Source organism: Shewanella sp. GXUN23E, assembly GCF_050865035.1.
GTDB lineage: Bacteria > Pseudomonadota > Gammaproteobacteria > Enterobacterales > Shewanellaceae > Shewanella.
Genome location: NZ_JBOZWP010000005.1, coordinates 16,349 through 33,336, shown reverse-complemented (window position 1 = coordinate 33,336; position 16,988 = coordinate 16,349). Strand labels below are relative to the sequence as shown.

The window sequence follows — 16,988 nt, the reverse complement described above, 5'->3', positions numbered from 1 at the left end:
CCGGGGCGCATGGCAGCGGCACAGTTTATCCTCTGCCGACGCTTTTCCACCTGCCGTTTTCTGATATCCTCATGACTTTGCTATCAATCTCAACGGTGAAAACGCCATGAAATCACTCGTCACAGCCCTGACAGGCCTGCTCCTGCTGGGTGGCTGCGCCAGCCAAACTCCCAACTACATAGTGCTGGACCCACAGTTGCAGGGGATCAGCCAACAAACTGCACAGGCATTGCCTTTGAGTGTATCGACCCGGGATCTGCGCACTGCCAACTATGTGGTGAAGTTCGATGAAGGTGATGGTGCCGCCAAACTGGTCAGCCCGTCGGATTCTCCCCGAGCACAGCTTGAAGCTTTGCTGCGCAAAGGTTTTGCCGATGCTGGCTACAGCATAGACCCCGCCAGCGCCCGCAGCCTGCATGTGGACCTCGACCAATTGCTGACACTGGTGACCGAATCCACCTTCGGCTATGAAGCCAATACCCGGATTGATATCAAGGTGCTGGCCACCAATGGCAGTCACACGCTGGCCAAGGAGTTTCGCACCAAGGGCATGCGCCAGGGAGCCATGAGCGCTGACTTTGCCACCCTGGAGCTGGAACTTAACAAGCTGATGACGCAAATCGCCACCGCCGTCATTCAGGACAAGGAACTCAACGAATTTTTGACTCAGGGAGGTCAACAATGAGCAAGTGGCTCGGTGCACTGACATTGATGTTAGTCAGCCAACTGGCGCTGGCAGTGGATATTCAACCCGACACCCTGTACCCCAGAGTCAAGCTGGAAACCAGCATGGGCGATATTATTGTCGAGCTGGACCGCACCCGCGCCCCAATCACTGTCGATAACTTTCTGACTTATGTCGTGAAAGGCGACTACGACAACACCATCTTCCATCGCATTATCCCTGAGTTTGTGGTGCAGGGTGGCGGCCTGAATCCCAAACTTGAGGAGCTGCCAGCAGCGGCACCTATCGTTAATGAATCGGGTAATGGTCTGTCCAACGGACTGTTCACCATCGCCATGGCCCGGGATAACAACCCGCACTCAGCCACCCGTCAATTCTATTTCAATGTGGGCGACAACACCCGTCTGGACCCATCCAAACGCCGCTGGGGTTATGCCGTTTTCGGGGAAGTCAGTGAAGGTAAAGAAGTGGTGGAAGCCATGTCGCTGGTACCCACAGGCCACAATGCCACCCTCGGCTGGCCGGATGTACCGGTCAACCAGGTTATCCTGAAAAAAGCCAGCTTGTTGCCCAGGGAGTAGTGCTTCTGGTCAACCTAAGTATGAAGCTTCAGTGTTGTTTCATCGCAACCTCATACTTAGTACCGATATTTGGCAAATTGTCATGGTCCTCAATTGAGAGTGATTCGCTTCCATCTATACTGAATTTGCAGCTTAGCTGCAGATAAAAAGGAGGCGAAACGATGACCCGTGACGAGTTCATCGATAAAAAAGCGCCCCAGTTGGCTTTCTACGGCAAAGCGTTTCTGAAGGATCAGATCCACTTTGAGGAAATCCAACATTACCTATGGGACACTCTGGAAGAGTGGCAGTATCACGATTACCAGGGTGAAGCGCAGTCAGATATGGAAAGAGTGTTCTGGCACCTGCTGCATAGTTTCGACAAATGGCCAGACTGGGTAATCCGCGGCAATCAGTACTTACGGGGACAGATTGACGGATATTGTGATTACCTGAGTCTTGGTGGCCGTTGTCCTCCCAATTGCATCGGATGCCGACCTTAGTCCTGTGAAGCCCCCACGGAAGCGGGGTGAAGCAACCTCTGACATCAATGGCCCGGTCGTTAAGACGGGCCATTTTATATTCCCTCCTCAATGGCTTAAACATCACATCTTCATCCTGATTGGGGTAAGCTATCGGCAATTTGTTACCGATTGGATTTACTATGTCCTTTGCCCTCAAAGTCAGGCAATCCCTGTCCGTCTACTGTCATCGTCGGGTACTGGTGCTGTTGCTGCTTGGCTTTTCCTCAGGCCTGCCACTCATGCTGGTGTTTTCTACCCTGTCATTCTGGCTCAGAGAGGCTGGCATTGATCGGGCTGCCATTGGCTATTTCAGCTGGATAGCCCTGACCTATGCGGTCAAATGGCTGTGGTCGCCACTGGTTGATCGTATGCCTTTGCCGCTGCTGACACGCTGGCTGGGACGCCGCCGCGGCTGGATGTTTCTGGCGCAATCGACTTTGATTCTGGCGATACTGGGGATGGCCAGCAGCGATCCCCAGCAGGATATTACCGCCATGGCACTGTTTGCCTTGTTGGTAGCGTTCGCCTCGGCCACCCAGGATATCGTGGTGGATGCTTTTCGTATCGATTCGGCCCCGGAAAATATGCAGGCCGCACTGGCTGCGGCTTATCAGATTGGCTATCGCTCAGCCATGATCCTGGCCACCGCCGGCGCCCTGACGATTGCCGCCTGGGCCTCGGGGGACAGCGAAAGCTATTCACTTGTGGGTTGGCAAACGGCTTATCTGGCCATGGCGGGGCTGATGTCGGTGGGCTTGATCACCACGCTGTTTGCCAGAGAGCCTCTGGTTGATACCCGGGAAGCCGACGTGCAGGAACAAAGAGTCAAGGCTCAGCTGGCAGCCCGCTACCCTCTCTGGCTGGCGGCCAGTATGTCGTGGGTGTACAGCGCTGCCGTGGTGCCCTTTATGGACTTTTTTAAACGCTATGGCAAATCAGCACTGCTGATCCTGGCGCTGATCTCCTGCTATCGCATCTCGGATATCGTCATGGGAATTATGGCCAATGTGTTCTATGTCGACATGGGCTTTTCCAAAGAGGAGATTGCGTTTCTGTCCAAGGTGTATGGCCTTATCATGACTCTGGTGGGCGGCGCTGCCGGCGGTCTGCTGGTCAGCCGTTACGGCACCATGAAGATCCTGTTCCTGGGCGGCCTGTTGGTAGCGTCCACCAATCTGATGTTCGCCCTGCAGGCCTGGGTTGGCTATAACGTGCCGCTGCTGACCGTGGCCATTGCGCTGGACAATTTCAGCGCCGGTATCGCCACGGCTGCGTTCATCGCATATCTGTCCAGCCTGACCTCCAGCGGACACAGCGCCACCCAGTATGCGCTCTTGTCATCCATCATGCTGCTGTTTCCCAAGTTTGTCGCGGGATTTTCCGGTGAATATGTAGATGCCTTTGGCTATGTAAACTTCTTTATCGCCTGCAGCCTGATAGGCTTTCCTGTGCTTATCCTGATCGCGCTGGTCAATCGTTATGTACCAAGGGAAGGTGCGAGCAAGCCCCCGCGGCACTCGGGCTGATGAGCAGAAGCCAGTCCAAGGTATTCAGATAAAGGAAGGCTGGTTGCCTTTCAACACTGAATACCAAAGACATGGCGATTGCTCCAAATCCCTTTCGGGCGAGGCTGACAGCCCCGGCTGCTTTGTTGCCGTGCGGGCTAACAACTGCGCCCCTTAACGTCACACTGCGCCGCGCATCCAGCGACTGTCGGCACTTGCAGAGCACGCACGGGACTTATTCGCGCCTTCCCAGGCGCACCAGACTGATGCGCCACCATCAGCGTCATCAACGCAAACGCCACATCGCCTGCCCCATCAACGCCCGCACCGGTGCGACGCACAGCCCCGGCCCCACCTTTACATGTCGCCCGGCATCAGGATAACCTGAAGTCACAGTCAGTTAATTCATCAAAACGAAACCAAGCAGCACAACAAACCAGCCCACATCACAAATTCAATTCAGGGCTCTGATATGCACAACCTTTGGGGAAAGCTTGTTGGTGTTTACCTGATGCTGCAACTTTTGAGTTGCCCGGCAGATGCCGGGTTTGTCCCATTTGGCCGGGAGCGGGGGCTGGATCCTTCAGTCGTCACCGACCTGTTGTTCGATGAAACCGGCGTGCTGTGGGTCGGCTCCCGCGAAGGTCTGTACCGCTTTGACGGTCAGCGGGTCGAGCGATTTTTGCCCGATGGCAGCCGTCCTGGGGCCATCAGCGATTCCGATATTCGCAGGTTGTATCAGAGCCGGGATGGCGCACTGTGGATTGCCACCAATACCGCTGGACTCAACCGGCTGGATCCGGACAGCTTCACTTTTACCCAATACCGTCATACAGAAAACGATGCCAACAGCATCAGCTATGACAGCATCTACGACATACTCGAAATGGCCGACGGCACGCTGTGGGTAGCGACCCAAATAGGGCTTAATCGCCTCCTGCCCGATGGTCGCTTCCAGCGCTATCTCGCCGGTGATGGTCCCGGCGCCATAGGCCATGACTATGCCTACCGCCTGTACCGGGATGCCCAGGATGGTTTGTGGGTCGCCACTGTGGGTGGAGGTATCAGCCATCTGGCAGCCAATGCCACAGCGTTTGAGGTGCTGCGTCCTTCACTGCAAACCGGCAATCAGCTTCATGACGATGTATTCGCCATCTACCCGGAACCACAGCGGATTTGGCTTGGCACCCGGGATGGCCTGTTGTTGCTGGACAGAAATACCGGTCGATACCAACACATCCCACTGCCCACGTCAGGCCCTATCGTGCCTGGTCTGACGCCATTCAGCCCCGGAAAACTGCTGATGACAACACTGTCAGAAGGACTCTGGGTACTGGATACCGCCACTGAAAAAATCACGCCTTTACTGACATGGCCTGCAGGCAGCCCCGGGCAACTGCCACAGCTGCCGCAACTGACCGTGGCGCTGCAGCAGGATATGTTGCTGGTTGGCACCTGGGGAGCCGGCATCTATATCCATCGCTTTACCCAGCTTGCCCTGTCCCGCCTCGGCGGCGTGGACACCGGCAACCGGCTCAGCAATCAGAATGTGATGGCGCTGGCCCGTGGCCGTGATGACACACAAACACTGATAGGCACATTTGGTGGCGGCGTACAGCTGCTGGATGCTAATGCCAGCATACTGCCGACACAGGCCGCAGATCCCCCCCGGATAGGCGTCACTTCACTGCTGCAGGACAAGGATGACAGTTGGTGGGTCGGCAGCAATCAGGGACTGTGGCATTTGAGTCCTCAGGGCAGCGTTGTGCAGCACTACGTCCATCGGCAGGATGACCCCGGCTCATTGGAAGAGGGCTACATCACCAGCCTGGCGCAGGATGAGCAGGGGTTATGGGTCGGCACAGGCGGCTATGGCCTGTACTTTCTGCCGACCGGCAGTGACAGATTTACCCGCCAGGCCAGCGCCGCTACGGGGCTTAAAGGCGATTATATCCGCGCCCTGACACTTACCGACGATGGCTTCCTGTGGGTGGCTACCCGCTCCAACGGTCTCAGTCTGTGCCGTATCAGCCCATGGCAGTGCCAATGGCTGGATCCGGCACAGTGGCCAGAACTGAAACCCCATGCAGACAAAACCACCAGTTTGCAGACCGGCACCGACGGCAAGCTGTGGTTATCAACCAACGGCGGCGGTCTGTATGCCATCGAGCGGGACGGCGAGGCGCTGAACATCACTCACTATGGCGCAGATGATCTGCTCCTGAGCGACAGCATCCAGAGTATTGCCCCGGAGGCTGACGACAAACTCTGGCTGACCAGCGATGCCGGCATCAGTTTGCTGCATCCCGTCAGCCACACTTTGGTCCACTATGGCGCAGAAGCCGGTGTCCCGGCGATGGATTTCAACGCCGGTAGTGTGCTGGTACGGCAAGACGACATTCTGCTGGGAACGGTCAATGGTCTGCTGCGGCTGGCTAAAGACCAGCAGCCGGCATCACTGCCCCGGTTCCCGCTGCGCTTTACCCGGCTGCAGCTGTTAAACCGGGATCTCAACAAACAATGGCTGTCACCACCGGCGGCATTGGACCCGCTGAAACTCAACCATGATGATGTGTTCAGCATCAATTTTGCGCTGCTGGATTATGCCGCTGGCCCCCACCAGTATCAGTATCAATTGCAGCCAACCCATCGCTGGATTGATATTGGCGATCAAACCAGCGTGACCTTTGCCAACCTGGCGGCCGGTCAATATCGGCTCAGGGTTCGCAGCCGGGATATTTATGGTCAGTGGCGGCAATCAGATGCACTGCCCCTGACCATTGCCCCGCCTTTCTGGCAGCGGCCTGACTTTCTGCTGTTGATGACCCTGCTGTTGCTGGCCGCGTTATACGGCCTGCACCGGGCACGCATCCACAGACTCAGACAACAGAATCTCAGGCTGACCCGACTGGAACATCAACGCAGTCAGGCGCTGGCCCAGAGTGAGCGTCACAAACAGGCACTGCACAGTGCCAATCTAAAACTGCGCAGGCTCAATCATGCCCTGAGTCAGGCCAAAGAGCTCGAGCGTCTGCGGCTGTCGCGGGAGCTGCATGACGAACTGGGACAGAACCTCACCGCCACCAAACTGACCCTGCAACTGGCCCGGCAACAGTCGCGTCCCGATATGATCAGCAAGGGCATCGCACTGATTGACCGGATGATCATGCAGGTGCGCAATGTGGCTCTGTCATTGCGTCCGGCACTGCTTGATGAAATGGGGCTGGAACAGGCCATCGAGGCCCATATCACCCGCCTCAGGCAGGTCAGCCAACTGACCTTTCAGCTCAAGCTGTCGCCCTTGCCAGCCCTGAGCAAATCATTGCAAAGCGCCCTGTTCCGGGTCATTCAGGAGGGGCTGAATAACATTGAAAAGCACGCTGCCGCGACCCGGGCCACCCTGAGTCTGTTTACCAGTGACAATATGATTTGCCTGACCATTGCCGATGACGGCAAGGGCTTTGACCCCGGGCTGACGGATTCAGATCCCCGTCCCCATATCGGACTGCAGTCGATGACAGAGCGGGTAGAAGGCTTTGGCGGCAGCCTGATTGTGCACAGTCTGCCGGGGTACGGCTGCACTCTGGAGATAGCAATTCCCTATGAAAATCATTGAAAAGCTGTTGTTGGTGGATGATCACCAAATTGTACGTGAGGGCATGACAGCGCTGCTGTCGACCATGCCCTGGGTCCATCAGGTGATCCCCTGTGGCGATGGCGTGGATGTGATGCCATTGGTTCGCAAATATCAGCCGGATCTGGTGCTCATGGACATCACCCTGCCCGGCCTCAACGGCATCGAACTGACCACTCAAATCAAACAGGAGCATCCACACATCAAGGTGCTAATCCTCAGCATGCATGCCGGCGCTGAGTATGTGGCCAAAGCCAAACTGGCCGGCGTCGATGGCTATCTCATCAAAGACGCTGCCTTCGATGAGCTGGCCAATGCCATTTCCCGGGTGATGACCGGTGAGTTTTATCTCAGCAGTGCCATCGACAGTCTGGTGGTATCCCAATATCAGCAAACCAATGACCCCAACGACCCACTGGCGATCCTGACACCAAGGCAAAAGCAGATTCTGCAACTGATTGCCGAAGGTCTGTCGACCAGGGACATTTCCGGGCGTTTGTGTCTGAGTAGTAAAACCGTGGAAACCCACAGGGCACAAATCATGGCGCGCACCGGCGTTAAAAGCGTTGCCGGACTGGTCAAAATTGCGATTGCCAATGGCTTGATTGAGTTGGAATAAGGGCCTGTCAGCACAGGCCCATCAGATGGAAATTACCCCTGGTGATTGCAGCGGCCCAGGAGTGCGCCACGCTTCACCTGTTTAATCAGCTGATTGGGGAAGGACACCTGTAAATCCCGACCATCGCGGCAGACAAAGGCTTTTTCCATATCCAGCAGCCAGGTGAAGACAGAACCAGGCAGGCCGCCCATCAGGGTGTTGCCCTTGCCGTCCACCGCCAGCGGATTTTGCAGCCCCAGCCTGCGGGCTTCCACCACGCCTTGCTTCTCCAGGAAGTTATCCATATCCATCCAGCCAATGCCTTCCAGATACAGGGCACCGTAAAAGCCATTCAGGAAACTGCCGGCGCGGCCAATCATCACATCACCGTCATCAGACATGTCAAATACCAGCGTGGGTACAGCGCCCACCTGCTGGAAGATATAGTCCCAGTCATCGGTATTCACTTCACCGTCACCGTTCAGATCCATAGCGCAGAAATCACGGCCAAAGGAGCTATAGGGGATGTTGTAGCAGTATTTCAGACCACCGATATCGGTAAAGGGCTGGGCAATACTCTTGGGATTCCACAGCACAATACCGTTGCGGGTAGACAAGGCTGCCTTGGTGCCGGTGCGGTTGTTGGCATAAGCATCAGTGGCGCCGGTCAGGGCATACAGGTCGTACAACCGGTCGCGGTACCAGCCAATCGCCTGACCGAAACTGTTGATCCCCAGCACCACCTGGCCATCACCGGACACGCCCTGGGCTCTCGTAAAACCACGCACATTCAGACCATCGGTCGGCAGTGGCTGCATACCGGTCTTGGGGGTCCACTTGTAGGCCGTAATCTCCCGGCCATCCTGACGCTGACAGGAACCATCACCGTCGGCATCCACATAGGCCATGCCCACTACGGTTCGGCCATAGTCATCCATCGCCCAGCCTACCGCCGCATTGCTGCCTGAGGTTGATGAGCCGCCACAGCGGTTACCGTTAAGATCGCCAAGCAAAGTGGTGCCCGCACCTTCCTGATAGATGGCAGGCTCACCAATACCGTTGCCGTCAGGATCGGCGCCGCCCACCATAAACTGCACCCCCTGAGCATCGATCGCCACATTGGAGGTACTGAATTCACCCGGCTCACCAAGCAGGCTGAAACCTGTGTTTCTGTCCCATTTAAACGGTGTGCTGCCGGCCGTTCCCACCGCCACTTTGCCGTTTTTGGACAAGTCGGTCACAAAGGCCGCCACCAGCGGCGTGTACTGAATCCCGTCGGTGTAACCGTTCCAGTAGATGTCAGCCTGTTTGGCTGTACCCGCCTCGGCGGTGATGGGCGTGGCATCACAAATGGTATCGGCAACAGGGTCATTGCTCTCGGCTGCGTTCCAGTATTCCAGCTCTGACACAGGCTGCATGGGCGTGGTGGGATACCCCCCGCTGACTATCTGATCCAGATACACCACGTATCGCGCCCCCGGCGTCAGATTCCCCAGCCGGAAATGACCATCCGGACCAATCTTGCCCTGGGTCCAGGCGCCGGTCATCCCGGATACGGTATCCCCCAGAGGGTCATCGATATTACGGGCGATAACATTGATACCACTGAACTCAGTCACCCCGTCTTTCAGCCGCAGTACCCCCTCAATGCTGCCGCGACTGGCCAGATAGGCCGCTGTCGGGTAGATGTCAGAAATGGCAGCAATATCATCCGGCATATTGATACTGGATTGGCCGGCGCCACCGTCATCATCGACATTGATAAAGGGATACATGGTTTCATTGTGCTCAGGCATGGCCGTGTCAAAGCCGGGCACAGGCGAGCGGTAGGAGTAAACCGGGTCGACACAGCCTGCCACCCCGGGCGTCAGTGGCCGGTAAGACAGGCTCTCATACACCAGACGACCGTTGGTCTGGGAGTGCGACAGGTTGATGGCATGACCAAACTCATGGGTAAACACCCCGGCAAAACGATCAATATGGGGATCGGTATCCCTTACCGCCCAGCCGTTGATCAGCGCCGTGGCCTCAACAATAGTGCCATCCTCATCGACCCATTCAGGAAAGGCAATACCCAGCACTGAGTTCCGGTTTACCCCAAAAAAGTCTTCCATGATGCTGCCGTCGGTATCGTACAGCACCCAGAAACCATAGCCGTTCTGCCGGGTGTAAAAATCGGCCGCATTGGCGGCAGTCACATCAGCCACGCCGGTCTGGGATTCAATGGTACCGGCAATTGCTGCCGCAAAGGTTGAGGTCGCCACTGCTGACCACTGGGCAAATCCCTGGGCTGTCACCTCATTGGCCCGCTCAATGGTGATAAAGGGAGTCACCCCGTCAAAGTCATAGGTAAACGCGCCGCCACCATCGGTATACACAGGGATAGGGCCGCGGCTGGTATCCCATTTAAACGGCTGGGGATTGGCCCCGTCGGTCAGATACAGTGGGCCTGCCGCCATCACTGCCGGGGCACACAGCATCCCTGCACACATTAATGAAAGAGCAGTTCTAGGTTTCATTGCATCACTCCTCTTTCAATCCATTGTTGTTTGACAGCCTTTTCTATCAGGCCGGTCAGCACCTGCAGATCCGCCGGGCCGCTGCTGCCCAGCAGCTGATGCTCTTCTGCGGTCAGCTGCACACTCTGAAAGCTCATGTCGTCGAACAGTCCGAAATTATTCTGGCTGTTGCTGGCTTTGCCTGCGGCCAGCGACAATTTGCCCTGCGACAAGCCTGCCGTGGTTTGAAAGCCGGTTATTTTGGCGGGTTGATACAGAAACACCATGACAGCTTCGTCCTGATACCAACGGGGGAATCCCTCTGGCGTAACGCCCAGATAAGTGGTCCCACTGGCATTGGCTCTTGGCTTCATCAGGCCAAACTGGCGGAAGGTATAGGGCTGGTTTTCGGCATGCTTGCCTTTCAGCGCGCGGCCTACATTGAGGGTGACCTCAGTGTATGGCAGGCCTTTTTCATCGAAACCATCGGAGACCGACACCACCTGACCGATGACAATACTGTTGGCATCCCGGATCAGTGAAGTCAGATTTTGAGTTTTGAGTTTGGTGGCATGGGCCGGTGTCAGAAGCAGACTGCTGAGCAGACACAACAGACCTGAAATCCACCACTTAAGTGTTTTTCGTGTCATTACGTCAATTTCCTTATTGTCCTGGGCCGCGCCCCCAAAGCGCGACTGAGTTCCAACCTAAGCAAAAGACGTGAAGATGAGTATCAGGAAAACTCTGATATTGATGCCGGCGAAAAACACCAATAAAAAGGGCCGACATCCGTCGACCCTGTGGCTTCTGCAAACTTTTACAATCAATGATCCAGATACAGATAATTCTGCCAGCTCTTCATCCGGATAAGCACTTTGCGCATAATCGACACGTGCTCGAAGCTGTCTGAATACACCGCCACTTCAAACGCCATGCCCAGCGGCATATGGTACTCAGACAAGTCCTCGGTGATCTTGAGCGTTACCATCACCCGGCCGTTGGTACGCAGCGCCTCGGTGCCCAGCAGCGTGCCGCGGGCCTGGATCTGACTCTCGCCGATGGCGGGGATCACCTCAACCACCTCACCTTTGAATATCTTTCCGGGGATTGCCCGGAACATAAATTCCGCTTCAAAACCGGGCTCCAGCCGCTGCAATGAATTTTGCCGGAATGCCGCCACATACAGGCGCTCCTCTGAATGCACAAAGGTCATCACAGGTGCCAGCGGCAAGGGGACGGCCATCATGCCGGGACGCAGCGCCAGTTGTGTCACATAGCCATTTGTGGGAGCCCGTACCACTGTCTGCTCCAGATCAAATTCAGCCTTCTGCAACTGAGCCAGTAAACCGGCGACTGTGGTGTTCTCACCGCCAATTTCAGAATCCAGCGCCAGTTGTGCCTGAGTCACCCGCTGGCGGGCCGCATCCACGGCGGCTTCGGCCGCTTTGAATGCCTGCTGGCGGGTATCCAGCTCCTGCTCGGTAAAGGCGCCACTGGCATAACCGCGCTTGAACCTGTCATATTCCCGCGCCGCTTTATCCCGGTTGGCGATGGCCTGCTCGGCGTTGGCCTGCGCTTCCTGCAAGCTGGCCTGCAGTCCAAGTGCGCCCTGATTGGCTTCTTTAACCATGGCGCGGATGCGATCCACCTCAGCCTGATAAGGCACAGGATCTATGCGAAACAGTACTTCGCCTTTTTCCAGCGGTTGATTGGGAAGTACAGGCACATCGATCACCTTGCCCCGCACACCGGGCAACACCGGAGTGACAGTAAATACCTGATTGCCCGCCTGGGTGTAGGGATGGTTATAGTTCATCAGCAAAATCAGGGTGCCGATAAGCACCACGCCCCCCAATACCGCGGTCGGCACAGTCCACTTGTTCAGCGGAATTTTGAAGATTTTGAAAATGGCAATACACAGAGCCGTGTAGGTCAGTATCAGTAACAGATCCATCAGCGCTTTCCTCCGGTCTGATCATCCATTGCGTCATCGGCAGGTGATTCTACAGTTGGCGCAACCGCCACAGGACCGGTCTGCTCGGCACGCTGAGTTTTAAGCTGCTCAACTTCGGTTTTCAGCAGCTCCAGCTGCTCCATCAGTACTTCGATTCTGTGGTGATTATCGTGCTGTTCCTGCTCCAGTTTCTGGAAGCCCCAGCCACGTTCCTTGCGCCACAGGGTGGCCCAGATCCACAGAAACGGCCAGATGGTATGCAGGGTAAACAGGCTCACCCAACCGGCGTGATGAATCGCATCCTGATGAGGATGATCACGCTCTTTGGCAATTTCATAGGGGATGTCGTGAATGACAATGATGCCGTAGAAGATCACCAGGGCAACGAATATCAGCAGCCCGAGTGCAAAGTAGTCCAGAAACATGGTGCAGTCCTTTGGCCAATGTGCAGGTAGCCCATACTAACACCAAGGTTAATTGTTTGAAAACAATGTTAATTAATGTAGTTTATTAACCCGTTTGAGCACAGCACTGCCGCCTGCCGCAAAGCATTCAGCCACCCTGAGGTGGCTGAATTCAGGCGGCTGGATATGACTCAGTCGCGGAAGTTTTTGAACTGAAATGGCTGCAGCTTGGATTCCCGCACCAGCGCCATAGCTGCCTGCAGATCATCCCGCTTTTTACCGGTCACCCGCAGCTCTTCACCCTGGATTTGCGCCTGCACTTTGATCTTGGAGTCCTTGATCATCTTGACCAGCTTTTTGGCCACATCCTGTTCAATGCCCTGCTTGAACTTGACCACCTGGGTGAACATTTTGCCTGTGTGGATCACCTTGCTTTCCACTTCCATGGCAGCAGGATCAACCTTGCGCTTGCTCAGCTGGGTGCGCAGCACATCCACCATCTGCTGACACTGGAAATCGGACTCTGAACTCAGCTTGACCTGATTGTCCTTGTAGCTCACTTCAAATTCCACGTTACGGAAATCAAACCGGCAATCCAGTTCACGCTTGGTGTTATCCACCGCATTGCGCAGTTCCACGTCATCCACTTCAGATACGATATCAAATGAAGGCATCTCGTCCCTTCCTTAAGCAATTCAAATAACAGTGCCGAGATTTTACCATGCCTGAGGTCGCCTTGCAGCGTAGTGGTGGATGACAAGGCTGTCAGCATTGCCTATGATGAGCGCCATCGCCCCTATAAAATCCCTGAGCAGTGATTTCCAAAAGCCGTGTTTTCCAAATCGCCCTGCTGGCTGCCTTCCTGGTGGTCAGTTATCTGGTATTTTCAAAACCTTCCTATCCTCAGGGGATCCCCAATCTGGATAAAGTCGGGCATTTTGGCAGCTTCCTGCTGCTGTCCTGGCTGACCTTTGAAGCGTTTCGCCTGCGCTGGTTTTTACTGGTACCGCTGATGGCACTGTATGCCTTCGGCATCGAACTGGTGCAATCCTTTTTGCCCTATCGCAGCGCATCCTTTGCCGACTTTGTCGCCGATATGGCCGGTGTCGCCATCTTTTACCTGCTGGCCTGGCTGTGTACCCGGTTGCCATTCAACTGCCGTTTCAAAACCTGCCGCCATCGATGACATCACGCATAGGCATTCTGGGCGCCGGAGCTATCGGCCAATTACTTTGCTGGCAACTGCGCCATCACCAGCCCATTCTGCTGGGACGACAGGCTGCGCCGGATTGCTTTATTCATACAGATCTGGATGGCCAGCGCCATCGGTTTTCTCCGCAATATCGCCAGCTTAATGATAAAAAGCTCAGTGATATCGGCCTGCTGATTGTTACCGTGAAAGCCTACCAGGTGATGGATGCCCTGTTGCCGCTGCTGAGCAGCCTAAGCGCCGATTGCGCCGTATTGCTGCTGCACAATGGTATGGGGCCGCACCTGCAACTTGCACCTGTACTGCAGGGCCGGGATTTGCTGCTGGGCACGACTTCACAGGGCGCACTGCGCGAGGCTTCAGGCAGGGACTGCTGGCATGTCCGGCATACCGGTACAGGTCTGACCCAGATAGGGTTACTTAATGGCAATCCTGCAAGAAGCAAATCCAGAGTTCAGCCACTGCTGGATGCCATTGCCAATGCCGAGTGGACTGAGGATATTCTGATGGCGCTGTGGCAAAAATTAGCGGTGAATGCCGCCATCAATCCGCTGACCGCCATCCATAATTGCCGCAATGGCGAGCTGGCGACGGCCGGGCACTGCGCTACTATTCAGGCGATAGTGGCCGAGCTGGTCACCACTGCAGCAGCCGACGGTATCATTCTGGATGAATCCGCGTTACTGGCGCGGGTTTATCAGGTGATAACCCTGACAGCAAACAACTTCTCCTCCATGCATCAGGATGTAGCACACGGCAGGCAAACGGAAATTGATGCCATCAATGGCTTTGTAGTGAGCCGGGCAGAAGCCCTGGGCATAGACACACCTTACCATCGTGACATGATGGCAAAAGTCAGGGCGCTCGGTTCAGTCCAGTAGCTGTCGCGATAACCATTCGGACGGACAGTCCGTCTGACCGCAGACAGGTGGGATCATTTCAGGAATTTCTGCACATACCAGCAACTGGCACTGATATGCAGTTGCTGCTCCTTGGCCCAGGCCAGACCGGCGCGCACCAGCTTTTCGGCGACGCCCTTGCCGCGCAGCTCAGGGGGCACAAAGGTGCGACTGAAATCCACATCCTGACCACTGAGTCGATAATCCAGCTCCGCCAGATGACCATCCAGCTCCAGCACAAAGCGGCTGTCTTGCGGCTCATGCATCACGTCCATTAATCTCTCTCCACTTGTATCAACTCATCCACCGCCCAGGCCGCCTCATCCAGGCTGTCGTTGAGTTTGTCCATCATCAGATTACGGGCATCTTCCAGGCCTTTGTTGTACCAGTAAGTCCCCGCTTCCCTGGCGATAAAATCCAGCAGAAACTCGGTTTCAAACTCCCCGGCTTCCACTTCCAGTTCATCTTCCAGATATTGCTGCAACCGACTCACCAGACGCTGTTTTACGCTGCTTTCCAGTTCAATCTCTGCCACTGTCTGTTTCCTTCCTGTATTACTTTCCCCACATCACCATGACACCCGCCAGAGCGATGAGCAAGAGGCCGGCGACCTCTTTGCCGGTGATTTTATCTTTAAGCCAAAGCCCTGAAATCAAAAGCGTAAAAAATACTTCTACCTGCCCCAGGGTTTTGACATAAGGCACGGGTTCCAGCGCCATGGCGCTGAACCAGCCAATCGAGCCGATGCAACTGCTGATACTGATTAGCCAGGTCAGCCCGGCATGGCGGCGCAGTTGTGTCAGGGTATGGCGATCGCGCCATAGCAGATAAGTCAGCAACATCACGGTTTGCAACAGAATGACACACAGCAGCACCCAGGCCGCTTTGTGAGGAAACGGCACATTCAGCACCAGACTGGCTTCCCGCACCCACAAAGAGGTGAGTGCAAAACTGCTGCCACAGGCAATCCCCAGCATGACGGTGGCAAGCGACAACTGTCGCCAGCCCTTCACACTGGAGAGCATAAAGATAGCCACAGTACCCAGCAGCACACCGCCCCACCCCATAAGGCTCAGACTGGTGCCGAAAAACAGCGTCCCCAGCACAGCGGCCACCAGCGCCTCACTCTTGGCAAGCCCGGCACCAATCGCGAAATTCTGCAGCTGAAACAGCTTGACCATCAGGGTCGTGGCGAGAATTTGCATCAGCGCTGCGCCGATCACAAACTGCCAGAACTGAGGCACAAAAGTGGGCATGGCCGCCGGTTGCCAGTGATACAGCGCCAGCAGATAGCATCCAGCCAATGGCCCGGCCCACAGAAAGCGCGCCAAGGTCACACCTATGGCATTAACATCACGACTGAGCTGGCTTTGCAGCGCATTGCGCCAGGACTGGGCAAAAGCCGCCAACAGGGTAAACAGGATCCACATATCTCTTCCTTGAACTTCCCAGGTGCACCTGCAACAAAAAAGATCGGATAAACCCTACCACTGATCTGTAAAAGCCACAAAAAAAGCTCTGTGAAAACAGAGCTTTTTGTTTTACCTGCAGCAAGTTACTGCACAGTTCCTGATAAAGCCTTTCCGGGGCAACATCAGGCCAGCCGAGCCGTTACTTGCTGGTATCGATAGGAGTGAATGATTTCACCAGATCGTCCACGGCCTTCATCTGGCTCAAATAGGCTTCCAGCTGATGCAAAGGCAGTGCACATGGGCCGTCGCACTTGGCATTATCAGGATCCGGATGGGCTTCGATAAACAGACCGGCCAGACCCAGCGCCATACCACTGCGGGCCAGCTCTGTTGCCTGGGCACGACGGCCACCGGCACTGTCTTCACGGCCGCCCGGACGCTGCAGCGCGTGGGTGGCATCAAAGATCACCGGATAACCGCTTTGCTTCATCTCATCCATGCCCAGCATGTCAACCACCAGGTTGTTATAACCAAAGCAGCTGCCACGCTCACACAGAATGATTTCGTCGTTGCCGGCTTCGTTGAACTTCTTGATGATATGACGCATCTCGTGTGGCGCCAGGAACTGCGGCTTTTTCACGTTGATGATGGCGCCGGTTTTGGCCATGGCGATCACCAGATCTGTCTGACGTGCCAAAAAGGCCGGCAGCTGGATCACATCCACCACTTCGGCTACAGGGGCACACTGGTAAGGCTCATGCACATCAGTGATCAGCGGCACGTTGAAGGTGGATTTGATCTCTTCAAAAATCTTCAGGCCTTCTTCCATGCCCGGGCCACGGTAGGAGTTGATGGAAGAACGGTTGGCCTTATCAAATGACGCCTTGAACACATAGGGGATGCCCAGCTTCTGGGTCACCTGCACGTAATGCTCCGCGATGCGCATCGCCAGATCGCGGGATTCCAGTACGTTCATGCCGCCAAACAGCACAAAAGGTTTGTCATTGGCGATTTCAATGGCGCCCAGTTGGATGGTTTTGTTGCTCATCACACTGTCTCTCTTGTAGGCCGACGCCAGCGGCATCGGTACTGAATCAGATTTGGA

Annotated in this window: 17 protein-coding genes; 8 read left to right on the top strand and 9 right to left on the bottom strand. The window is 55.6% G+C overall.

The genetic code is table 11. The features are described from left to right. Window positions 1–106: 106 nt before the first annotated feature. The 6 genes from ACRRUX_RS06470 to ACRRUX_RS06445 all read left to right on the top strand — a co-directional run bounded on the left by ACRRUX_RS06470 (window position 107) and on the right by ACRRUX_RS06445 (window position 7,527). Window positions 107–685, top strand: a complete 579-nt coding sequence (locus tag ACRRUX_RS06470; protein ID WP_432528396.1) for a YajG family lipoprotein — start codon at window positions 107–109, stop codon at window positions 683–685. Next, the gene (locus tag ACRRUX_RS06465) at window positions 682–1,266 is read left to right on the top strand and encodes a peptidylprolyl isomerase (RefSeq protein ID WP_432528394.1); all 585 of its coding nucleotides are present in this window, start codon (window positions 682–684) and stop codon (window positions 1,264–1,266) included. The genes ACRRUX_RS06470 and ACRRUX_RS06465 overlap by 4 nt, the downstream gene beginning before the upstream one ends. Window positions 1,267–1,427: 161 nt before the next feature. Beyond that, the gene (locus tag ACRRUX_RS06460; RefSeq protein ID WP_432528392.1) at window positions 1,428–1,748 is read left to right on the top strand and encodes a hypothetical protein; all 321 of its coding nucleotides are present in this window, start codon (window positions 1,428–1,430) and stop codon (window positions 1,746–1,748) included. Window positions 1,749–1,909: 161 nt separating this feature from the next. Next, window positions 1,910–3,295 (top strand): AmpG family muropeptide MFS transporter, encoded by a 1,386-nt coding sequence (locus tag ACRRUX_RS06455; RefSeq protein WP_432528390.1) that lies wholly within the window; start codon window positions 1,910–1,912, stop codon window positions 3,293–3,295. Between the two features lie 490 nt (window positions 3,296–3,785). Continuing rightward, window positions 3,786–6,890 (top strand): ligand-binding sensor domain-containing protein, encoded by a 3,105-nt coding sequence (locus ACRRUX_RS06450; RefSeq protein WP_432528388.1) that lies wholly within the window; start codon window positions 3,786–3,788, stop codon window positions 6,888–6,890. Continuing rightward, on the top strand, window positions 6,877–7,527 hold the full coding sequence (locus tag ACRRUX_RS06445) for a response regulator (RefSeq protein WP_432528386.1): 651 nt from the start codon (window positions 6,877–6,879) through the stop codon (window positions 7,525–7,527). Before ACRRUX_RS06450 ends, ACRRUX_RS06445 begins: the two co-directional genes overlap by 14 nt. Before the next feature lie 32 nt (window positions 7,528–7,559). On the opposite strand, the gene ACRRUX_RS06440 is transcribed toward ACRRUX_RS06445, so the two are convergent. The 5 genes from ACRRUX_RS06440 to ACRRUX_RS06420 form a co-directional block, all read right to left on the bottom strand. Beyond that, a complete protein-coding gene (locus ACRRUX_RS06440; RefSeq protein WP_432528384.1) occupies window positions 7,560–10,025 on the bottom strand; it encodes a hypothetical protein in 2,466 nt (821 codons plus the stop codon). Continuing rightward, a complete protein-coding gene (locus ACRRUX_RS06435) occupies window positions 10,022–10,654 on the bottom strand; it encodes a hypothetical protein (protein WP_432528382.1) in 633 nt (210 codons plus the stop codon). The genes ACRRUX_RS06440 and ACRRUX_RS06435 overlap by 4 nt, the downstream gene beginning before the upstream one ends. A gap of 173 nt (window positions 10,655–10,827) precedes the next feature. Continuing rightward, complete coding sequence (locus tag ACRRUX_RS06430; protein WP_432528380.1) at window positions 10,828–11,958, bottom strand: HlyD family secretion protein; 1,131 nt, start codon at window positions 11,956–11,958, stop codon at window positions 10,828–10,830. Next, a complete protein-coding gene (locus ACRRUX_RS06425; protein WP_432528378.1) occupies window positions 11,958–12,383 on the bottom strand; it encodes a DUF3302 domain-containing protein in 426 nt (141 codons plus the stop codon). Before ACRRUX_RS06425 ends, ACRRUX_RS06430 begins: the two co-directional genes overlap by 1 nt. A 170-nt stretch (window positions 12,384–12,553) precedes the next feature. Then, a complete protein-coding gene (locus ACRRUX_RS06420) occupies window positions 12,554–13,036 on the bottom strand; it encodes a YajQ family cyclic di-GMP-binding protein (protein ID WP_432528376.1) in 483 nt (160 codons plus the stop codon). 140 nt (window positions 13,037–13,176) lie between these two features. Here ACRRUX_RS06420 and ACRRUX_RS06415 point away from each other — a divergent pair, with 140 nt between their 5' ends. Beyond that, a complete protein-coding gene (locus ACRRUX_RS06415) occupies window positions 13,177–13,548 on the top strand; it encodes a VanZ family protein (protein WP_432528374.1) in 372 nt (123 codons plus the stop codon). Then, on the top strand, window positions 13,545–14,453 hold the full coding sequence (locus ACRRUX_RS06410) for a ketopantoate reductase family protein (RefSeq protein ID WP_432528372.1): 909 nt from the start codon (window positions 13,545–13,547) through the stop codon (window positions 14,451–14,453). Before ACRRUX_RS06415 ends, ACRRUX_RS06410 begins: the two co-directional genes overlap by 4 nt. Before the next feature lie 53 nt (window positions 14,454–14,506). Here the strand turns inward: ACRRUX_RS06410 and ACRRUX_RS06405 are convergent, their stop codons facing one another. The 4 genes from ACRRUX_RS06405 to kdsA all read right to left on the bottom strand — a co-directional run bounded on the left by ACRRUX_RS06405 (window position 14,507) and on the right by kdsA (window position 16,931). After that, complete coding sequence (locus ACRRUX_RS06405) at window positions 14,507–14,746, bottom strand: GNAT family N-acetyltransferase (protein ID WP_432528370.1); 240 nt, start codon at window positions 14,744–14,746, stop codon at window positions 14,507–14,509. Beyond that, window positions 14,746–15,006, bottom strand: coding sequence for a DUF2164 domain-containing protein (locus tag ACRRUX_RS06400; protein WP_432528368.1), 261 nt, complete (start codon window positions 15,004–15,006; stop codon window positions 14,746–14,748). Before ACRRUX_RS06400 ends, ACRRUX_RS06405 begins: the two co-directional genes overlap by 1 nt. A 19-nt stretch (window positions 15,007–15,025) precedes the next feature. Continuing rightward, the gene (locus ACRRUX_RS06395; protein ID WP_432528366.1) at window positions 15,026–15,901 is read right to left on the bottom strand and encodes an EamA family transporter; all 876 of its coding nucleotides are present in this window, start codon (window positions 15,899–15,901) and stop codon (window positions 15,026–15,028) included. 181 nt (window positions 15,902–16,082) lie between these two features. After that, complete coding sequence (gene kdsA / locus ACRRUX_RS06390) at window positions 16,083–16,931, bottom strand: 3-deoxy-8-phosphooctulonate synthase (protein WP_432528364.1); 849 nt, start codon at window positions 16,929–16,931, stop codon at window positions 16,083–16,085. Window positions 16,932–16,988 lie beyond the last annotated feature (57 nt).